12 protein-coding genes are annotated in these 21643 nt (G+C 39.6%); 8 read left to right on the forward strand and 4 right to left on the reverse strand.

Annotated elements, in window-relative coordinates:
- Positions 1-67 precede the first annotated feature (67 nt).
- The 8 genes from lepB (SOM16_RS14270) to SOM16_RS14305 all read left to right on the forward strand — a co-directional run bounded on the left by lepB (SOM16_RS14270) (position 68) and on the right by SOM16_RS14305 (position 16178).
- A complete protein-coding gene (lepB, locus tag SOM16_RS14270; protein ID WP_320464669.1) occupies positions 68-1261 on the forward strand; it encodes a signal peptidase I in 1194 nt (397 codons plus the stop codon).
- A gap of 469 nt (positions 1262-1730) precedes the next feature.
- Positions 1731-1970: a hypothetical protein gene (locus SOM16_RS14275; RefSeq protein WP_320464670.1), complete on the forward strand. Its 240-nt coding sequence runs from the start codon at positions 1731-1733 to the stop codon at positions 1968-1970.
- 2060 nt (positions 1971-4030) lie between these two features.
- Entirely contained in the window at positions 4031-5218 is a 1188-nt protein-coding gene (lepB, locus tag SOM16_RS14280) for a signal peptidase I (protein WP_320464671.1), read from the forward strand.
- Positions 5219-5829: 611 nt separating this feature from the next.
- Entirely contained in the window at positions 5830-7020 is a 1191-nt protein-coding gene (locus SOM16_RS14285) for an ROK family protein (RefSeq protein ID WP_320464672.1), read from the forward strand.
- A 77-nt stretch (positions 7021-7097) separates the two neighbouring features.
- Positions 7098-10364 (forward strand): SusC/RagA family TonB-linked outer membrane protein, encoded by a 3267-nt coding sequence (locus SOM16_RS14290; RefSeq protein WP_320464673.1) that lies wholly within the window; start codon positions 7098-7100, stop codon positions 10362-10364.
- A gap of 18 nt (positions 10365-10382) precedes the next feature.
- The gene (locus SOM16_RS14295; RefSeq protein WP_320464674.1) at positions 10383-11978 is read left to right on the forward strand and encodes a SusD/RagB family nutrient-binding outer membrane lipoprotein; all 1596 of its coding nucleotides are present in this window, start codon (positions 10383-10385) and stop codon (positions 11976-11978) included.
- A 56-nt stretch (positions 11979-12034) separates the two neighbouring features.
- A complete protein-coding gene (locus tag SOM16_RS14300; RefSeq protein WP_320464675.1) occupies positions 12035-13465 on the forward strand; it encodes an alpha-L-fucosidase in 1431 nt (476 codons plus the stop codon).
- A gap of 10 nt (positions 13466-13475) precedes the next feature.
- Positions 13476-16178 carry a glycoside hydrolase family 3 protein gene (locus SOM16_RS14305; RefSeq protein ID WP_320464676.1) on the forward strand — a complete coding sequence of 901 codons (2703 nt, stop codon included), beginning with the start codon at positions 13476-13478 and terminating at the stop codon, positions 16176-16178.
- Positions 16179-16262: 84 nt separating this feature from the next.
- Here SOM16_RS14305 and SOM16_RS14310 read toward each other — a convergent pair whose 3' ends face one another.
- From SOM16_RS14310 to SOM16_RS14325, 4 genes are all read right to left on the reverse strand, one after another.
- Positions 16263-17348 carry an Ldh family oxidoreductase gene (locus SOM16_RS14310; protein WP_320464677.1) on the reverse strand — a complete coding sequence of 362 codons (1086 nt, stop codon included), beginning with the start codon at positions 17346-17348 and terminating at the stop codon, positions 16263-16265.
- Positions 17349-17435: 87 nt separating this feature from the next.
- On the reverse strand, positions 17436-19022 hold the full coding sequence (gene bshC / locus SOM16_RS14315) for a bacillithiol biosynthesis cysteine-adding enzyme BshC (RefSeq protein WP_320464678.1): 1587 nt from the start codon (positions 19020-19022) through the stop codon (positions 17436-17438).
- Between the two features lie 169 nt (positions 19023-19191).
- Positions 19192-19533, reverse strand: a complete 342-nt coding sequence (locus SOM16_RS14320) for a zinc-ribbon domain-containing protein (RefSeq protein WP_320464679.1) — start codon at positions 19531-19533, stop codon at positions 19192-19194.
- A 155-nt stretch (positions 19534-19688) separates the two neighbouring features.
- Complete coding sequence (locus tag SOM16_RS14325) at positions 19689-21599, reverse strand: DEAD/DEAH box helicase (RefSeq protein ID WP_320464680.1); 1911 nt, start codon at positions 21597-21599, stop codon at positions 19689-19691.
- Positions 21600-21643 lie beyond the last annotated feature (44 nt).

Below are 21643 nucleotides of genomic sequence, written 5' to 3' on the forward strand. Positions count from 1 at the left end.
AAAGTAGAGCGGTGCAAACCGAAAGATGATCAGACCAGAATGAACAACCACAAACGAACATAAAAATATGAATTATAAATTTTGGCAGAAGAAAACTGATGCCACTAAAAAGAAAAAGACAAAAACCCGCGAATGGGTAGATGCGATTGTCTTCGCAGTAGTGGCTGCAACCATTATTCGCGTTTTCTTCATTGAAGCATACACCATTCCATCAGGGTCGATGGAGCGTTCGTTATTAATTGGCGATTTCCTATTCGTAAGTAAGGTGAATTATGGTGCCCGGATACCGATGACACCAGTTGCCTTCCCTTTTGCTCACCACACTATGCCGTTAACCACTTCTACAAAAGCATATTGGGATGGCGTACAATGGAAATATCATCGTTTACCTGGACTGTCAGATATCAAAAGAAATGATGTAGTGGTATTTAACTTTCCTGAAGGTGATACGGTTGCGGTAGAAAACCAGGCAGCAAGCTATTACGATCTGGTTAGAATGAGCGGCAGGGAGCAGGTGAGAAATACTTATACCATTATCGACAGGCCAGTTGATAAAAGAGAAAATTACATTAAAAGATGTATCGGCATTGCCGGAGATGTAGTTTCTATGTCGGCAGGCGTGGTTAGTGTAAATGGAAAACCTGAACCAATTAAAAGTACAGGTATGATGCCTTACCGCATCGAGTTTAAAACAATGGAATTCAATTATGCTGCGCTTGATGAGTATAAGCTTGATTTAGGAAATAGCCCTGCGATTGCTGCAAATACGTATATAGTAAACGCTTCACCAGAAATTGTAGAGAAACTTAAAACACTCGATTTTGTGAAATCAGTAGTAATGAATCCTGATCCCGCAGGTGAAGAACCTGGAGGTACATTTCCACATGATCCTAACCGTAAGTGGAATAGAGACAACTTCGGGCCGATTAAAATCCCTGCCAAAGGCTGGACGGTAAATATCGATAGCAATACCATGCCGCTTTATTATAGGGCCATCAGAACTTACGAAGGCAACAAGGTAGAGCAAAAAGGTGGCGTTTGGTATATCAATGATAAGGTAGCGACTAACTATACCTTCAAAATGAATTATTACTGGATGATGGGTGATAACCGCCACAATTCTGCAGATTCACGTTACTGGGGATTTGTACCGGAAGATCATGTGGTAGGTAAAGCACTATTTATCTGGATGAGTTTCGATGGAGAAGGTTCATTCTTTAGTAAAATCCGGTGGAATAGGTTATTCAGAGGGATACATTAAAAGTCACATTACAATAGGATATATGAAGCGTCTTGATTTAATCAAGGCGCTTTTTTTTGGGACAGTCTCTATCCGCCGATCAGCAGCATTTTCACCGGAGGGAAAGGGCGAGAATACAGATTTTTCGCGGCTAGCGATTTAGAAAACTTCGCGTTAATCAAACGCAGTGAAAAATTCAGGGATTGTTCGCTACACTTAAAATGAGGGGCAACACCTCGCTTATCCATCTTGCTATTATCACCCTGCTCTCAGGCCTAGGAAATGATGGAAGGAGAAGCCGTTGAAATTTTTGCACTAACGTTTCAAATACCTCAAACCCAAGGTAGCGCGAACGGCTCCTAAAATAAATCTTTATGTAAAAGCAAATCGAGCCCTTGCGCTACCGCCATTTAAATTTCGACGCGCTAATCCGACATCAGTTCCAAGCCTTGGGTTTATTCATCAGTTGTATATGTTTTTATAGGTATTCATGAGCTCGCAGAAAAGCTCTGGTTGGCTTCTTTTTGCCAAGAAAAAGAAGAGAGCCCTTCGGCGGCCAGCCGAGGCAAGCCAGTGCAGCGGGAAACAAAAAAATCTTCTTGTCCTGGCCGGACGGGCCTTTTTTCTTTTGACAGCAAAAGAAACAAAACTGCCGGCTCGCAATTTTTTATCCAAGTCAGTAGCTGGGCTAGGTCAGTGCCGTACCAAAAAAATGACCATGCCGATCTAAGAGCATAACGAAGAAACGGTGGTTTGGCCTTGTTAGGTAGTGATAGCGACTGCAATCCTTATTATAAATCTAAGTCCGCCTCCTATTTTCTCGTTTATGCTATTGCCACCCTACTATCCGGCCTAGGAAATGATGGAAGGAGAAAACGTTAAAGCTTCAACCACAATCTTTCAACCCACCACAACCCAAGGCAGCGCGTCCTCTCCCGATTCTTCATCGGGTGCTTGTGCTGCCGAAAAAAAGCTTTAACGAATTTATCCGACATCAGTTCCAAGCCTTGACTTTTGCTTCTTTTTGTTAAGAAAAAGAAGAGGGCCCTTCGGCGGCTAGCCGAGGCAAGCCAGTGCAGTGGGAAAAGTTACTGCAAGTGATGACACCAGCCGATAGATAAATGCTACAAAAAAATGTCTTTTACGCTTCGGGTTAAAAAAATTCTATTTTGTCCTGGCCGGACGGGCCTTTTTTCTTTTGACAGCAAAAGAAACAAAACTGCCGGCTCGCAATTTTTTTATCCAAGTCAGTAGATAGGCTTGGGTAGTGCCATCCCAAAAATTGACCATGCCGGTCTAAGAGCAGAATGAAGAAACGGTGGTTTGGCCTTGTTGGGTAGTGATAGCGATCACAATCCTTATTATAAATCTAAGTCCGCATCCTATTTTCTCATCCCGCTATGGCCACCCTGCTCTCCGGCCTAGGAAATGATGGGAGGAGAAAACGTTTAAAGCTTCAACCACAATCTTTCAACCCACCACAACCCAAGGTAGGGCGTTCTCTCCCGATTTTTCATCGGGTGCTTGTGCTGCCGAAATAAAGCTTCAACGATTTTATCCAACATCAGTTTCAAGCCTTGATTTTTGGCTACCTTTTTATTAAGAAAAAGGTAGAAAGCCCTTCGGCGGCTAGCCGAGGCAAGCCAGTGCAGTGGGAAAAGTTACTGCAAGTGATGACACCAGCCGATAGATAAATGCTACAAAAAAATGTCTTTTACGCTTCGGGTTAAAAAAAATCTTCTTGTCCTTGCCGGACGGGCCTTTTTTCTTTTGACAGCAAAAGAAACAAAACTGCCGGCTCGCAATTTTTTTATCCAAGTCAGTAGCTGGGCTAGTTCAGTGCCATCCCAAAAAATTGACCACGCCGGTCTAAGAGCAGAACGAAGAAACGGTGGTTCGGCCTTCCTGGGTAGTGATAGCGATTGCCATTCTTGTTATAAATCTAAGTCCGCATCTTAATTCTCATCCTGCTATTACCACCCTGCTACCCGGCCTAGGAAATGATGGAAGGAGAAAACGTTTAAAGCTTCGACCACAATCGTTCCAACCACTACCACCCAAGGCAGCGCGTTCTCTCCCGATTTTTCATCGGGTGCTTGTGCTGCCGAAATAAAGCTTTAATGATTTTATCCAACATCAGGTCCAAGCCTTGATTTTTGGCTACCTTTTTATCAAGAAAAAGGTATAAAGCCCTTCGGCGGCCAGCCGAGGCAAGGCTGCGCGGCGGGAAACAAAAAAATCTTCTTGTCCTGGCCGGACGGGCGTTTTTTCTTTTGACAGCAAAAGAAACAAAACTGCCGGCTCGCAATTTTTCTGTTAAAGTTAGTGAGTAGGCTTGGACATTGCCATCCCGAAAAATTGACCATGCCGGTATAAGAGCAGAATGAAGAAATGGTGGTTTGGCCTTGTTGGGTAGTGATAGCGATCACAATCCTTATTATAAATCTAAGTCCGCATCCTATTTTCTCATCCCGCTATGGCCACCCTGCTACCCGGCATAGGAAATGATGGAAGGAGAAAACGTTAAAGTTTCCCCACAATCTTTCAATCTACTACAACCCGAGGCAGCGCGTTCTCTCCCGATTCTTCATCGGGTGCTTGTGCTGCCGAAATAAAGCTTTAACGAATTTATCCGACATCAGGTACAAGCCTTGATTGTTTGGTTCTTTATTATCAAGAATAAAGAACAAGCCCTTCGGCGGCCAGCCGAGGCAAGCCAGCGCAGCGGAAGACCATTCTGTAACAATCAAACCGCCACTTCATCTAAACCCAACGATATCAATCTTCAATATGAACTGGAAAATCTGGCAAAAGAAAAGCGCTCCTAAAAAGAAAAAGACAAAAACCCGCGAATGGGTAGATGCAATTGTTTTCGCCGTGATAGCTGCAACCATTATCCGCGTTTTCTTTATCGAAGCTTATACCATCCCATCAGGTTCGATGGAGAAATCACTTTTAATAGGCGACTTCCTGTTCGTTAGCAAGGTGAATTATGGTGCCCGGATTCCTATGACACCCGTAGCTTTTCCTTTTGCGCACCACACTATGCCACTTACCGGAACAAAATCATATTGGGATGGTATTCAATGGAAATATCATCGTTTGCCAGGATTATCAGAAATTAAGAGAAATGACGTAGTTGTATTTAATCTGCCAATAGGCGATACCGTCGCACTCGAAAATCAAGAACCAAGCTACTATAATTTAATTCGTCAATCTGATTGGAAAACAGTGAATAGCCAATATACGGTTAGCAGCAGACCTGTTGATAAACGGGAAAACATTATTAAAAGGTGTATTGGAATTTCAGGTGATGTAGTGAGCATGCGCGGAGGAGTGGTGAGTATAAATGGGAAAGCGGAACCCTTAAAAAGTACTGGTCAGATGCCATATAAAATTCAGTTGTCCACAACAAATATCAATTTGGAGGTATTCAGTCAACTTGGATTCAAGGTTGGAGAGATGCAGCAACTCGATGCGAATAATTATGTCGGAAATGCTACACCAGAAATGATTCAGAAATTAAAGGCCTTTGATTTTATAAAATCAGTTGAATTATTTGTAAAGCCACCTGCTGTTGATGATGGAGATCTTTTCCCGCTTGATCCTAACCGTAAATGGAATGTAGATAACTTCGGACCAGTTAAGATCCCCGCAAAAGGCTGGACCGTTAAAATAGATAGCAATACGATGCCGCTATACTACCGCGCCATTAGAACATACGAAGGAAACAAAGTAGAGCAGAAAGATGGCATTTGGTATATTAATGATAAGGTGGCTACAAATTATACTTTCAAAATGAATTACTACTGGATGATGGGTGACAACCGACATAATTCTACAGATTCACGTTACTGGGGTTTTGTACCAGAAGATCATGTAGTGGGTAAAGCTTTATTTATCTGGATGAGTTTCGATAGTGAAGGGTCTTTCTTCAATAAAATAAGATGGAATAGGTTATTTAAGGGGATACACTGATGGTAAATATAAGGGTATATGAAGCGCGCTGATCTAATCAAGGCGCTTTTTTGTTGGCTGGTGTAGTGACAAGAACGATCAATCTGTAAGGCCATTGCTAAAAGGGTTAGATACTAGCGAAGTGCTAAAACAGGTGAGCAAAAAATAGCGAATTGTTTTAATATCAAAATCCTGAATCAAGTTCAGGAAGGAAAACCTTTTCAAGCCACCTTTTATGCGAATGCTAAAATCTCTTGCTCAACCTGGTTGTATAGCTAGCTACGATCTAACTAACTGCTTCTTTTTAGCTGCTCCAAACCACCGTGATGGGATAAATTGTTACATCATTTATATTCGCTTTAACGATAAACTTTCTTTTAAATCTAAAAACTGCGCTATTCCGGTTTAACTTCCTTATGAAATCCTGGCAGTTGCAGGTTAACTAGGCATTATCTCATTGTAAACTCAGTTATTTTCCGGAATTAACTCCAAAAATCCTAACAGAACCGAACAAAAAGAGGCGAGTTTATGGCCTTACCTATTTTTGTTTGGAAAAATACTTTTAAAAAAAATTAATAAGTCACTTATTGTTTTAAAAATATTTATTAAGTTTGTTTATAAACCAAATAAAAATGTCTGTAATCATTGAGAAAGGTCAGCGGCTTCGTGCTGATATTATCAAACATCTTTATTATAAAAAGGCTTTATCCCTAACGGATTTAAGCAAACTCACCAAGAAGAGCTTGCCTTTGGTTACTTCAATTGTAAATGGTTTAATTACAGAAGGATATATTATAGAACAAGGTTTAGCACCTTCAACAGGAGGACGGCGCCCATCGATATATCTTTTAAATCCAGATCATCATAAATATATTGTAGCAGTTGCGATGGATCAGCTCATTACCAGGCTCATCATTTACGATTTATCAAGAAAGGTAGTTTTGCCTGTTCAATATCTGGATTTACACATGTCTGATTCATTTGAAGATGTAGACACCCTTGCCAACTTTATTGTAAAAAGCATTACAAAATCTAAAATTAATCGAGATGATATTATAGGTGTTGGAATTGGTATGCCGGGATTTGTTAATGCCGAAATGGGAATCAATTCTTCATTTTTACCCATAAAAAACGGACAAACCTTTCAGCATTATCTTTCTGAGAAAATAAATCTACCCATATCAATAGATAACGATTCGAGTTTAATTGCACTTGCCGAACTCAATTTTGGCGAAGCAATAGATTTGAAGGATGTAATGGTGATCAACATTGGTTGGGGTACCGGATTAGGTATGATTGTAAACGGACAACTTTATCGCGGTAGTCGCGGTTATGCCGGAGAGTTTAGTCATATTCCCTTATCAGATAGTAATAACTTATGTTCTTGCGGCAAAAGAGGTTGTTTAGAAGTGGATACCTCTCTTTTGGTGATGGCCGAAAAAGCAGAACGTGCATTAGAAGAAGGTGCGGAATCCAGTATGAAGCAGCTCTTCAAAGATAAAACCAAACACCCGAGAGATCATTTTCTGGATGCTGTCGAGGCCCAGGATCCACTGGCCATTTCGATTTTATCTAAAGCAGCATTTCAGATTGGTAAGGGGATTTCTACATTAATGCACATATTGAATCCAGAATGTATAGTGTTAAGTGGCAGAGGCGCAAAAGTGGGGAAGATGTTTTTGCCATCCATTCAACAGGCTATTAATCAGTTTTGTATGCCACGTATTGCAGAATTTACAACGATAAAATTGTCAGCCTTAACCGATGAAGCCGAGCTTTTGGCAGCAGCCAGCATCATAGTAGAAAATAGTCAGTTCGAATAATTAAATAGCTAATCGTATAAATAAAACAAAAACCAAGAAGTATCAAGTCAACTATAACCTTAAAAAAAAGCAAAATTATGAAAAAAGTGTACTTAAGGTGCTTAAGTATATTGTTGTTAACCCTATTAACAATAACATCCTACGCACAAAAAAGCATCACCGGAACGGTGAAAGATGCCTCTGGACCGCTTCCAGGAGTGAGTGTTTCCATTAAAGGGACATCAAAAGTTACCCAGACAGATGGGAACGGACAGTTTTCGATTGCCGTAAACGCCAAAGAAACGTTGGTTTTTACCGCGATTGGATACGCCAGACAAGAATTGGTATATGCCGATCAAAGCACAGTAAGTGTAACGCTAAAAGAGAGTTCAAATCAATTGGATGAGGTAAGTGTAGTAACTACGGCCTTAGGGATCAAGAGACAAGAAAAATCACTGGGTTATGCGGTAAGTACGGTAACCGCAAAGCAATTAACCGAAGCAGGTAATACCAATTTTGCATCTGCATTATATGGTAAAGCTGCTGGTGTTAAGGTTACTACTGCACCAGGTGGTGCCAGTAGTGCGGTAAATGTTCAGATTCGTGGTATTAACTCTATCAACTATAATCAACAGCCTTTATACGTTGTGGATGGTGTAATGATTAGAAATGACGGACAAAATGGTGCAGCAGGAGCAAATAACAATAACTATTGGGATGATCAACGTGTTCGTGGTAATGGAATTCTTGATATTAACCCAGCTGATATTGAAAGCCTAACCGTATTAAAAGGTGCAAGTGCATCAGCTTTGTATGGATCAGATGCAGCAAGTGGTGTTGTGGTAATTACGACTAAAAAAGGTTCTAAAAATCGTGGTCTGGGAGTTGATTTCAATTACCAGGGATCGATTGATCAGGTGGCATTTTTACCGAACTTTCAAAATACTTATGGTCCGGGTTACGATAGAGAAACTAACGTAGCCAATGGTGCAAATGAAGAAGGATGGATTGCTGATCCGCTTTCACCAACGGGTTTAAGACCATACTTTAGAGCCTATGCTAACTTTGGTCCGAAAATGGAAGGCCAGCAGGTAAGATGGTGGGATGGATCAATTCGTTCTTATTCTCCACAGCCAAATAACTATAAAGATGTTTATCAGAATGGATACACTTCAAACGCAAACGTGGCTATTTCTAATCAAACAGACGCTTTAAACTATAGATTTTCAGCTTCCCGTTTAGATTATAAAGGAACACAACCTGGTAATACCGGTGCAAAAAATTCATTTAACCTAAACTCCACAATCAAATTAGCCCCTAAATTATCTGCTGATGTAATTGTAAGTTATGTAAATACGAAAACCGTTAACAGACCATATCAATTAGGACAGGTACTAGGATCTTTCAGTGGGTTCTTTAGTCGTGCAGAAGATATGGATTTGATGAAAGAAAAATATCAAACCAGCAATGGTTACAAATATTCGCAATTCAATCAATTAGATAGGCCAGAGCCATTTGTTTATAACATTAGAGCAACTAACTTGTTGGATTTCTACTGGCAACAATTAAAAAACCAATACACTGAAAATGAAAACAGGTTATTATCCAGCTTTACATTAAACTATGATTTTGCGAAGAATTTAAAGTTCAGAGGTCGTATCGGTAACGATTATACCAGTGTTAAAGCAGAGAACAGACAATTTACAGAAATTCCAAGTGCCTTAAATGGTAATACCAGTACAGGATCTTATGCCACAAACCAAGGTCAGTACGCCATTTTATATGGAGATGCATTGGTAACTTATTCTAATAAAATTGGTGAAGATTTTGGCTTATCATTAAGCGGCGGTTACCAAGGTAGAAAAGAGACCTATAAAGATTTAAGATCAAATACCAGAGATGGATTAGTAACTGAAAATTTCTTTGCATTATCTAACTCGTTTAACGTTGCTGAAACTGTTGAGGCAAGAAAAGAACAATTAAAATATGCTTATTTAGGAATTGCAAATTTCAGCTACAAAGATTTCCTTTTTGTAGAGGCTACAGGTAGAAGAGAATATGTTTCTACATTGCCTCCAGGTAATAATCAATATTCATATTTCTCAGTAAATAGTGGTTTCGTATTTAGTGATGTGGTGAAGTTACCATCATTCTGGGATTATGGTAAATTAAGAGCATCATATGGTGTAGTAGGTAATGCACCTCCAATTTATGAAGCTAATATTGCATATACACAGAACTCGCTTCAAACCATTAACGGATCTGTGCCTTCTATACTTGCACCAAGATCATATGGTAATCTTAATCTGTTACCTGAAAAGAAACATGAAGCGGAATTTGGTTTAGAAACCCGTTTCCTTAAAGGAAGATTAGGGTTAGATTTTAGTTACTATGATAACAAAATCAAAAACCAGATATTACCACTTGATATAACTTCAACAAATGGAGCGCAAAGTCAGATTATAAATGTAGGAGAAATTGGCAATAGAGGATTTGAAATCGCTTTAAATGCAACACCTGTAACGGGAAAATTTAGATGGGATACCCGTTTAAATTTCTCAACTAATAAATCTAAGGTAAACTCTTTAAAAGATGCCAACTCAGAAATTAACTTCTATAACTCAGACCAGGCAACTGCTAAAATTGTAGCGAGAGCAGGTGAGGACTTAGGAAACATTTACATCCGTCCAAGAAAAACCGATGCGAATGGAAACTACGTGATTAATGATGACGGCTTTTATGTAATGGATAACTCTGTCTATGTTAAAGTTGGAAACATTATGCCAAAAGCAGTTGGTGGTTTTTCAAACACTTTCAGTTATGGTAACTTCTCTGTAGATTTCACTATTGATTATCGTTTTGGAGGTAAAATGATTGCGCCAAACTTAAAGTTCATGCGTGGAGCAGGGATGTTGGAAAACTCTATGGAGTTTAGAGATGCTGCAAGCGGTGGTTTAGCATATACGGCCAATGGCAAAACTTACAATGATGGTGTTTTACTTCAAGGCATAAACGAAACTACCGGACAACCGAATACAAAGATTCTTTCTGCAGCTGATTATTACATCACTACTTATAACTGGGGTGAAGGATCTTTAACTGAAGCGGAAATCTTTAAAAATAATTTCATCAAAATGAGAGAGATTACTTTGGGATACAAAATTCCTTCAACGTTAACCAAAAAGATTGGTATCAGTAATATGAGATTCGCTTTAATCGGACGTAACTTATTTTACATCCACCGTACATTAAAAGACTTAGATCCTGAGGCACCACTAGGTAATAAATGGTGGTCGCAAGGTGTTGATGTAGGTTCTACAGCCGCATCAAGAAACTTTGGTTTCTCATTAAACGCAAACTTTTAATCAGCTAAGAAAAGAATTATGAAAAAGTTAATCATAAAAGCAAGCTTTCTTTTAATTGCAATCACAACTGTAGTTGGTTGTAAAAAGGAACTTGATGAAAAATTTAATAATCCGGAGAAAGTTCTGGATCCAAGTCTGACCGGACTATTTACCGGAATGCTTAATAATGACCGGGTTGCTGCTAAATACTGGAATGTACGTACATTCTTAACGCAGATGCCTGGTGTATATGCACAAACAAGCTATATTTCTAATGGTAATACCATCTATCAGCAAAATGATGGCTACTCTCAACAATATTGGGATGATTTCTATAGCACTGGTGGCAATGGAAGTGGCATCATAGCACAATACAGAACGATGGAAACCAAATATAATACACTTTCTACAGCAGATCAGGCTAGCCAAAAAGTGATTATGCAGGCAGCTAAAGTTGTATTAATAGAACAGGCTGCTAAAATGGTTGATCTTTGGGGAGACATTCCTTACTCTGCAGCCGGAAGTTTGAATACTACCAGCACCATCACTAATCCAAAATATGACGACCAAAAAGCATTGTATACCTCATTCATTGCAGATTTGGATGCTTTAGGAACGTATTTTAATACTAATGCAACAACATCTGCTTTCTCGAAATCTGATATCTTGTTAAAAGGTAGCATGAACATGTGGGCTCGTTATGCTAATTCATTACGTTTGAGGCTTTTAATGCGCATTTCCAGAACTGATGAAGCAACTGCAAGACCCGCTATTTTAGCGATGTTAGCAAATCAGACTACTTATCCATTAGTAGATGGTGGCAACAGCGGAACTTATAACCCAGGAACTTCCGATATTTTATTACAGCCCTTAACTAACAGCACCAGCGACTTACATGATGCATTTTTTGAGGGAAGCTGGTATGCTACAGATTATGCATTAAATACGGTAATGTTACCTGCTAATGATCCTCGTATTCCTGTTATTTACGATAAATTTGGTCGCACGGTAAATGGTAAATTTGTGCAGAATACTGATTATAAAGCTATGCCGATTACTTTTACAGCAGCGCAACAAGAATCTAGCTTCGCAGATTATGCAGTACTAGACTCTGCAACTTTCGTTTATAACCAAAAACTGCCAGGAATTTTAATTACAGCATCAGAAGTGAACTTTATTAAAGCTGAGGCTTTTGAAAGATGGGGAAGCTCTACAGATGCAAAAACAGCTTATGATAATGCGTTGAGACAATCGGTAACTTTCTATCATTACCTAAATAACTTAAATCAAGGTGGTGGTTTTAAAAATGTAGCCGCACCTAATGCTTCAGTTGTAGATGCTTGGGTTAACGCTTCAACAGCTACATATGCAGGCTCGTCGGCAGCAAAACTTACGCAAATTTACACGCAAAAATGGCTGCATTATGGTGTGCTGCAATCAACAGAAGCTTGGTCAGAATACAGAAGAACAGGTTTCCCGGCTTTAACTTTTTCAACTACAGGAAAGCTATCGGGCTTTGATACACCTCCAACAAGACTAATTTACCCTTCGAAAGAAAAAACACTTAACAGCGAAAATTATCAAGCCGTTGTGTCGAAAGACACCAGGAAAACGAAAATTTTCTGGATGCCATAACTTAAATAACTTACCAATCCCAGCCCCTGAAAAGGCTGGGATTTTTATATTTACATATGAATAGGAAATTACTTATAGCGCTGCTTTTCGCATCTTTCGCCAATATTGTTTATGCCCAGGAACGCAATGATATTGTAAAGGAATCGATTAAATACGAATGGCCTACTGATCCACTCGTTAAAGAAAAATTAGATACCTGGCAAGACAAAAAGTTCGGGATGATCATCCATTGGGGCTTGTATGCTGTGCCGGGAATTATCGAATCATGGTCCATCTGTTCTGAAGACTGGATCGAAAGAGATTCTACCATTTCTTATGATGATTACAAAAAATGGTATTGGGATTTCAGCAAGAAATTTAATCCCACGAAATTCAATCCGGAACAATGGTCGGCGGCAGGGAAAAATGCTGGAATGAAATACCTTGTTTTTACCACGAAACACCATGATGGTTTTGCGATGTTTGATACCAAACAGAGTGATTTTAGTATTGCTAAAGGTCCTTTTGCCAGTAATCCAAAGGCAGATGTAGCCAAGTATGTTTTTGATGCCTTTAGAAAAGATGGCTTTATGATTGGCGCCTACTTTTCTAAACCAGACTGGCACTCGCAATATTATTGGTGGCAGAAATATGCAACAGCAGATCGCAATAATAATTACGACATTAAAAAGTATCCATGGCGCTGGAACATGTTCAAAAACTTTGTGCAAAATCAAATCGGTGAATTAATGACCAACTATGGAAGTGTAGATATTTTATGGCTTGATGGTGGTTGGGTTCGTCCACTGGAAAGCGTAAATGAAGAAGTACTATCATGGGGAGCGCCAATTCCAAAATGGAGTCAGGATATCGATATGCCTAAAATTGCCGCCATGGCGAGGAAAGCACAGCCCGGCTTGTTGATGGTAGATCGTACGGTTCACGGGCCTTATGAAAACTATCAAACGCCAGAACAAAAAATTCCCGATACGCAGTTAGATCATCCCTGGGAAAGCTGTATGACTTTGGGTGGCGCCTGGGGTTTTGTTCCCGGAGATCAGTATAAACCAGCTGCAGAAGTGGTTCATAAACTGGTAGAAATTGTAGCGAAAGGCGGAAGTTTGTTGCTTGGTGTAGGGCCAAAGCCTGATGGAACATTGCCTGATGAAGTGACTCAAAAGTTAAGTGAAATTGGCCAGTGGACATCTAAAAATGGCCAGGCGATTTACAACACCCGCATTACCAAGAACTACCACGACGGTCAAACCTGGTTTACCCAGAGCAAAGATGGCAAAAAGCGATTTGCAATTTATTGCTTAACATCAGCTGAAGGCAATCTAAAAACAATTAAATGGAATAATAATGTTCCAAAAAAAGGGACTGATATCGTATTGATATCTACCGGGAAAAAGGTAAAGTGGCAGAATGTAAATAGTGAAACAACTATAATGCTGCCAGCGGGCATAGATAAAACGGCTGCATTGGCTTTCGCATTTGTCCCTCAATAAAAAAATTAGAATGAGATTTAAAACCCTTATAGTTTGCATTGGAATCAGCTTACAAACCTTTGCTTTCGAAAATACATTTGCTCAAAATAAACCTGCATTAAATTCGAAAAGAATAATTTATAAAGATGCCCGTGCAAAAATTGATGATCGGGTAAAAGATTTACTGGCTAGAATGACACCTGAAGAAAAATTCTGGCAGCTATTTATGATTCCCGGCGACTTAGACGGTGTGGATAAAAATCGCTATCAAAACGGAATCTTTGGGTTACAGGTAAGTGCGGTATCTCAAGGTGGTGGTGGCGCCAACCAGATGATGAGCTATAATACTTCTGAAAATGCGTTCACGCTGGCGAAAAAGATTAATGCCATTCAGAAATACTTTGTTACCGAAACGCGTTTAGGTATTCCAATTATTGCCTTTGATGAAGCACTTCACGGTTTGGTTAGGCAAGGTGCAACAGCTTTTCCACAAGCGATTGGATTGGCTGCAAGTTTCGATACCACCAACATGGCGAAGGTTGCGAATGCCATTGCCAGGGAAACTAAACTTCGTGGGATCAGAGATATTTTAACACCTGTAGTTAATATTGCTGCTGATGTTAGATGGGGAAGAACGGAGGAAACTTATGGAGAAGATCCTTATTTGTCCTCACAAATGGGACTTGCCTTCGTGAGTGCATTTGAACGTCAAAATATCGTAACCACGCCTAAACACTTTATTGCGAACGTTGGTGATGGTGGGCGAGACAGTTACCCTATTCATTATAACCAAAGGTTGATGGAAGAAATTTACTTCCCACCTTTCGAAACCACTATTAAACAAGGTAAAGCACGGTCTTTAATGACTGCCTATAATTCGGTTGATGGCACACCTGCAACGTCAAACTATCAATTATTAACTCAAAAATTAAAAATAGACTGGGGTTTTAAAGGTTTCGTAATCTCTGATGCAGGTGCTGTAGGCGGTGCGAGCGTATTGCATCATACGGCTAACGGTTATGCGCAATCTACAAAACAGGCCGTGGACGGCGGACTTGACGTCATTTTTCAAACGGAATTTGATCATTATAAGTTGTTTATTCCACCGTTTTTAGATGGCTCGATTGCCCAAGAACGTATAGATGATGCAGTTTCTCGAGTATTAAGGGCTAAGTTTGAACTGGGTTTATTTGAAAATCCATATGTATCCGAAAAGGATGCGCAAAAAGCTGTTAATGATAAGGGCAATAAACTGATTGCAAAGGAAGCAGCAGAAAAATCTTTCGTATTACTTAAAAATGCAAACGCTACTTTGCCATTTAATAATGTAAAAAATATTCTTGTTTTAGGAGAAGATGCTATTGATGCCCGCCTGGGTGGCTATAGCGGATCGGGGAATGGAAAGGTGAATATTTTTGATGGCATTAAAAAAAGAGCAGGTTCTGCCGTTAAGGTAACTTATGCTAAAGGTAGCAGGCGCGAATTAAATCTGGTTAAACCAATTGCTAAACAGTTTTTAAAAGCAGATACTGCAAGTGGACTTAAGGCTGAATACTTTGATAACCTGGATCTCTCAGGTGCGCCACTCTTAACAAGAGTGGATGAGCAGATTAATTTTATGTGGACGCTTTACGCGCCGGATCAAAAACTTCATAATGATAATTATTCTGCCCGGTGGACAGGTAAATTAATTGCACCCAAAACAGGAGAATTTCAAATTGGATTGGAGGGAAATGATGGTTTCCGTTTGTTTATAAACGAGAAATTAATCATCGATCAATGGGAAAAAGTTTCTTACCACCAAAGATTGGTTCCTTTCAATTTTGTAAAAGATCAGGCATATTCCATTCGGGTAGAGTTCCATGAAACAAAGGGCAACGCTTACATTAAGCTGGTTTCTAATCTCGATGTTGATGATGACAGTACGAAAGAAATAGAAAATGCAGTGGCGTTGGCAAAACAGGCGGATGTAATTGTTGTTGCTGCAGGTATTAAGGAAGGCGAATTTTTGGATCGGGCCATGTTAACGCTACCTGGTAATCAGGAAAAACTTATTACCGAAGTTTCTAAAACCGGAAAGCCTGTGGTGGTTTTATTGATAGGAGGTAGTGCCATCGTTATGAATAACTGGATTGATCAGGTTCCGGCTGTATTAAATGTTTGGTATCCTGGTGAAGAAGGTGGTAACGCAGTTGCAGAGACACTTTTCGGTGATTATAATCCTGCCGGAAGGCTTCCAATTACTTACCCGGTACACGAATCGCAATTGCCTTTAGTTTATAGCCATAAGCCAACAGGCAGAGGAGATGATTACAATAATTTAAGTGGTGAACCACTGTTTCCATTTGGTTATGGCTTAAGCTACACCAAATTTAATTACAGTAATCTGCAGTTAGGCAAAAAGCAAATTCAAGCTACTGAAAGCATAACGGCTAAGTTTAACTTGAAGAATACGGGCAAAGTTGCAGGTGAGGAAGTCGTGCAATTATACATTAGAGATATGCTGGCAACGGTTGCAAGACCTCTATTGGAATTGAAAAATTTTAAACGCGTTGCACTTAAAGCAGGTGAAACAAAAGAAATCACTTTTGAAATTACGCCTGATATGCTAAAAATGCTAAATGCAGAAATGAAATCGGTCATTGAACCTGGAGATTTCAGAATTATGATTGGCTCATCAAGCAAGGAACTGATCTTAAAAGATACGCTGGAAGTTTTGGGTGAGAAAAAATAAATTTATCCTTTTTATGGTAGGTTAACCATAAGTATTTCATTAGTTACGCCGTGAGTGCTAGTTACATTCACGGCTTTTTATTGCTTAATTTAGGGTATCAATTCCCAGTTTTTCAGCCAGTTCATTTAAGTCTTTTACCACAACATCGATTAACGGGATTCCCGAAATTTTTCTTTCCTGCTCAAATTCATGCTCCGGTTCGCCTGGAATAATTACTTTTTTATCCGGATCAATTGTTTTCGCACTTTTAAATCGCTCTACCCAGTTGTCTAAATGGTCTTTAAAATCTTTTGCCGGGCGAAAGCCATCTACCCGCATCGCACCAAAAAAATGACCCAAACCTTCACCTACAGGATTTGCAGATGGTTCCAAAAATGCAACAAAAGGTGGAACCCAAGGGCCATAATTTGCGCCAGATAACACGGCTGACAAAATATCAACTGTAGCACTTAGTCCGTAGCCTTTATGACTTCCATGATCTTTATCACTTCCTAACGGTAATAAAGAACCACCGTTTTTTAATTCATTTGGGTCGGTGGAATTATTTCCATTTTTATCCTGAACCCAGCCATCTGGAATGCTTTTATTAGCACGTTGTGCGATTTCTAACTTCCCGTTTGCTGCAGCTGCGGTAGCCATATCAATAATTACTGGTGGATATTTTCCGGCAGGGAAAGCGTAGCACATTGGATTAGTACCCAATAGTCTCTCATTAGCATAGGTTGGTGCAACCAGCGGGCTTGCATTGGTCATGCTGATGCCGATCATATCTTTTTCTACCGCCATTAACGCGTGGTAGCCTGCAATACCGAAATGATTGGAGTTTTTTACAGACACCCATCCCGTACCATACTTCTCTGCTTTTTCTATCGCAACTTTCATGGCAAAAGGTGCTACAACTAAGCCCAGCCCGGCATCGCCATCAATGGTTGCCGTAGTAGGCGTTTCATGAACGATTTTGATATTAGGTGTTGCATTAATTCTTTTCTTCTCCCACAAGCGAACATAGCCACTCAATCTTGCCACGCCGTGCGAATCGATTCCCCTCAGATCAGAACGAAGAAGGACATCGGTAGCCAGAGTCGAATGCTCATCTGAACAGCCCATTTTTTTAAAAACGTTGTAAGTAAAAGTTCTGAGTTTGGTTTCGGTAAAGGTGATGAAGTTCATTTTTAGTAGCAAGTATTAAGTAGCAAGTATCAAGATAGTTTTATTGAGTACTTTGGCTTTCGTCTTTCAGCTTTATGCTTTAATTTTTTAAGGTAGCAACAAAGTAAAATCTCCGCCGAGCGGCTCAAAGTTTTCAATGCAGGTAGAAAGGAAATCTTCACCATAATTCACATACATGGGTGCGATGTTCAACGTTCTTTCCTGCATGGTTCCGTTAGGGAAAAGTCTTTTCTTCACGTTTTCAATTTGGATCAGCGCCATTTCATGTTTGCGTTTCTCAGCTCTGAATAATTTCTTTTCGAGGTTAGCTAATAAATGATTTGTTTTTTGCTTTGCAGTGTCTGTAGAAACTGAAAGTGTCTTATCTATTTTATAGGCATTCAGTTTAATTTGATCAAATATGCTGTTTATAGCCCGGGTTTCATCAGCTAAGCTTAACTGAGCAGTTGAATTTTTCCTTACCCAAAGGTTTTTAAGTTCTTCAGTGGGGAGAAAGATATCTTCCAGCGAGAAGCCGAGTTTATAAAGATTTTCGGCACTTCTTTTATCAATCAGCAAAGCGGAGTTACGAAGTAATAATACCGGGAAATCAACTTTATAATAATCAAAGTTCGCTTTCAACTGCATCCAGTAGGCTACCTCCGCACCACCACCAATATAGGCGATGTTGGGCAAAATAACTTCTTCGTACATCGGTCGCATCACCACATTCGGACTAAACCTTTCCGGGTTGGCATTAATCTCTTCTCGAAGTGCTTCTTCTGTAAAATGGATATCCGTATTGTTAACTTTATATTCTCCATTTTCGAAAAGCAAACGTTCGCGCAAATTATCTTTTAGGTAGAAGAAGTTAATGTCGCGACCATTTACCTGCGTTTTGTAACCTAAGTCTTCTAATTCTTTAGAACTATTTTCTATGTTTTTCGCACTGTTGTGCTTGATGATGTCTTCGGTAATTATAGTTTTGAAAAGGTTCTTTAAAGAGGCATCATCCGCATTGACAATCACTAATCCATATTTTTCGAATAATTTATTCACCAAATATCGGGTGGCATCGGCAAGGTTATCATGCTCCAGATAAGCCTTCTCCACAATTTTTGCAATGTGCTTCCCGTTTCTGGAGATGCCTAAATAGCCTTTATAAGCGGTTACCGCTGCCGCAACTGTTTTGGTACTTAATCTACCTGTTGCGCCATTTGTTTTCTGAATCCAGCTGATATTTTTTTCATCGACACTTACATGGTTGATTTCTTCAAAATCATGATCCTCAGTCGCCATCCAATATACAGGAACGAAATTTTTATCCGGGTGTGCAATTTTCAACTCTATTGCAAGGTTGATGGCCGTTACAATCTTATAGATAAAGTAGAGCGGACCCGTAAATAGATTGAGCTGATGCCCGGTGGTTACGGTGAAAGTCTTTGCATCTGCCAGAAGTTCGATATTTTTGGCTACTGATTTATTGGTTTTTAAGTGCTCATATTGAGACTTTAAAACATCAACCAGAATGTTTCGGTCGCCAAGAAAATTTCTACTCTTTATGGCTTCCGATAAGCCCTCCATATCAGGACGATAACTATAAAAAGCATTTAATGCTTCCTCGTTATTGATGTAATCTAGAACCAGCTTCGAGAAAGAGCCGGTTTCCTGATAGGAGATGTATTTTGCCTGCATAATTAAGCGAAAGTAACGCAATTTAAGCAATATTATAAAGCTGTATAACTATTTTACAATTGTTAAATAATTAAAGATTGCTTCAAATAGGCCTTGTTTTTCATGCGAACAAAAAGGGTAATCATCACTTAACGGTTAAACTCCGCCAGATTGGCAAACTGCATTGCTGCTATTTTGCAAAGATGATTGCAATAATTATAAATAGAATTGGAATGGACAGTAAAATTAATCCAATAAACTGCCAGATGGGAACTTTGGCTCTTTGCGCAATTTCTGAAAGGCCATTCTGATAGGTAGCAGGCATCTGATTTCCTGTTAAAGTTTGTTTACAATGCACGCAATGCGAATAATATTTTTTACCTATTGGGAAAGCAGGAATCCAAAAAATGTGAAAATAGCTTGACGTTACTGAGAGATATACAGTATCAGGCTCGTTGCAATAGGCACAGTTGGTGTGATAAAGTTTATCGGTTAATAAAGTCGAACTTCTCGTTCCAAAGAAAAAAATCATATTTTTTAATTATGAGATGATTAGATTAATAGGGAATATGATTTGCAATACAAATGTATCATTATTTTGAAGATAGCCTAATTGTAGTGGAAATAAGGCAAAAAAAAACCGTCCCGAAAAATCGGGACGGTTTGTAAAATATTTGGTTTAGTGATTTACCATTTTTTTCTGCGTTCGCCACTTCCACCTTCACGACTTCCACCTTCTCTGCGTCCGCCAGTGCTTCCACCTTTTTCATCACGACTACGTCCTGAGAAATCTTTAAAACCACCGCCTTCACGACTTCCACCTTCACGTCTGCCGCTACCGCCAGAACTTCTACGCTCACCGCCGCCGCTACCGCCACGGTAACCACCGCCACCGCCGCTTCTGCGTTCGCCGCCACCGAAACCACCGCTACGTCTTTCACCGCCACCGCGTCTTTCGCCACCGCCTTCACGACCACCATCTCCGCTTTTTTCGATACGAACCTGGCGACCATTAAATTCAACAGATTTGAAACCTTCAAAAACAGTATCTGCAACAGCATCTTCTACTTCAAAGAAAGAGAAAACACCCTTTAAATCAATTTTACCAACGCTTTTGCCACCAATTTTACCATTGTTACAGATAAATGATAACATATCGCCACGGGTAAATTCATCTACAGAACCTAAGTTGATAAACAAACGGGTGTAACCTTCGCTACCACGTCCGCGACCAGCACGTTCGCCTCTTTCGCCACGATCATCACCAGCTGCAGCATTTAAATCCGGCGCTTTAGAATAGTAATCCAAGAAACGGTTAAATTCTAATGAAGCAAAACGTTTAATCACATCCTCTTTAGATAAATCTTTAAATTCATCCATAATGCGAGGAATATATTGATCAATTTGCTCTACATTAACTTCTACGTTATGCACTTTATGTACTAAAGAGAATAATTGTTTTTCGCAAACATCAAATCCGGTTGGTAACTCTGCTTTGGTAAATTGTTTACCAATAATGCGTTCCAACTGACGGATTTTTCCAATTTCTTTAGAGTTGATGATACAGATAGAGATACCAGTTTTACCAGCACGACCAGTACGGCCAGAACGGTGGGTATAACTTTCAATTTCATCAGGTAAAGAATAGTTAATTACGTGAGTTACATTGTTTACATCGATACCACGGGCAGCAACATCTGTAGCAATTAATAATTGCATGTTACGCTCACGGAAACGTTGCATTACTTTATCACGTTGTTGCTGCGATAAATCGCCGTGTAAAGCATCAGCATTGTAACCGTCTTTAATTAAATGCTCAGCAACATCTTGTGTATCCAGTTTGGTTTTACAAAATACTACAGCAAAAATTTCAGGGTTGAAATCTACAATACGTTTTAAGGCCGCGTATTTATCACGTGCACGAACAATGTAATATTCGTGTTCGATGTTTACGTTACCAGTGTTTTTGGTGCCCATGGTTAATTCAACAGGCTCGTTCATGTATTTTTTAGCAATACGGCGAACTTCTGCCGGCATGGTAGCCGAGAATAACCAGGTTTTTTTGTCATCAGGAGTAGTTGATAAAATGTCGTTAATGTCATCCTGGAAACCCATGTTTAACATTTCGTCAGCTTCATCAAGCACAACATATTTAACTGAAGAAAAATCAATCGCCTTACGGCCAATGATATCCAACATACGGCCGGGCGTGGCCACTACGATTTGAACGCCTTGGCGTATTTCACGTAGCTGTTGCATAATGTTCGCGCCACCGTAAACGGCAACAACGTGGGCATTAGCAACGTTTTTAGAAAAGTTTTTAAGGTCGTTAGCGATCTGCAAGCATAACTCACGGGTAGGGCATAAAATCAATGCCTGTGGTTTATTAACTTTGAAATCGATTAGTTCTAACAGCGGCAAACCAAATGCGGCTGTTTTTCCTGTTCCTGTTTGGGCCAAACCAACAAAATCATTAGTGCCTTCTAACAGTACAGGAATACTTTGCTCCTGAATAGGCGTTGGAGTTTCAAATCCAAGGTCCTTTACGGCATTAACGACGTCATCACTTATCCCCAATAATTGAAATGGGTTTGTCATTCGTCTTTTATTTTTAATTGAGCCGCAAAGGTAAGCTTAATATT

The organism is Pedobacter sp. CFBP9032 (assembly GCF_034045265.1).
Lineage (GTDB): Bacteria > Bacteroidota > Bacteroidia > Sphingobacteriales > Sphingobacteriaceae > Pedobacter.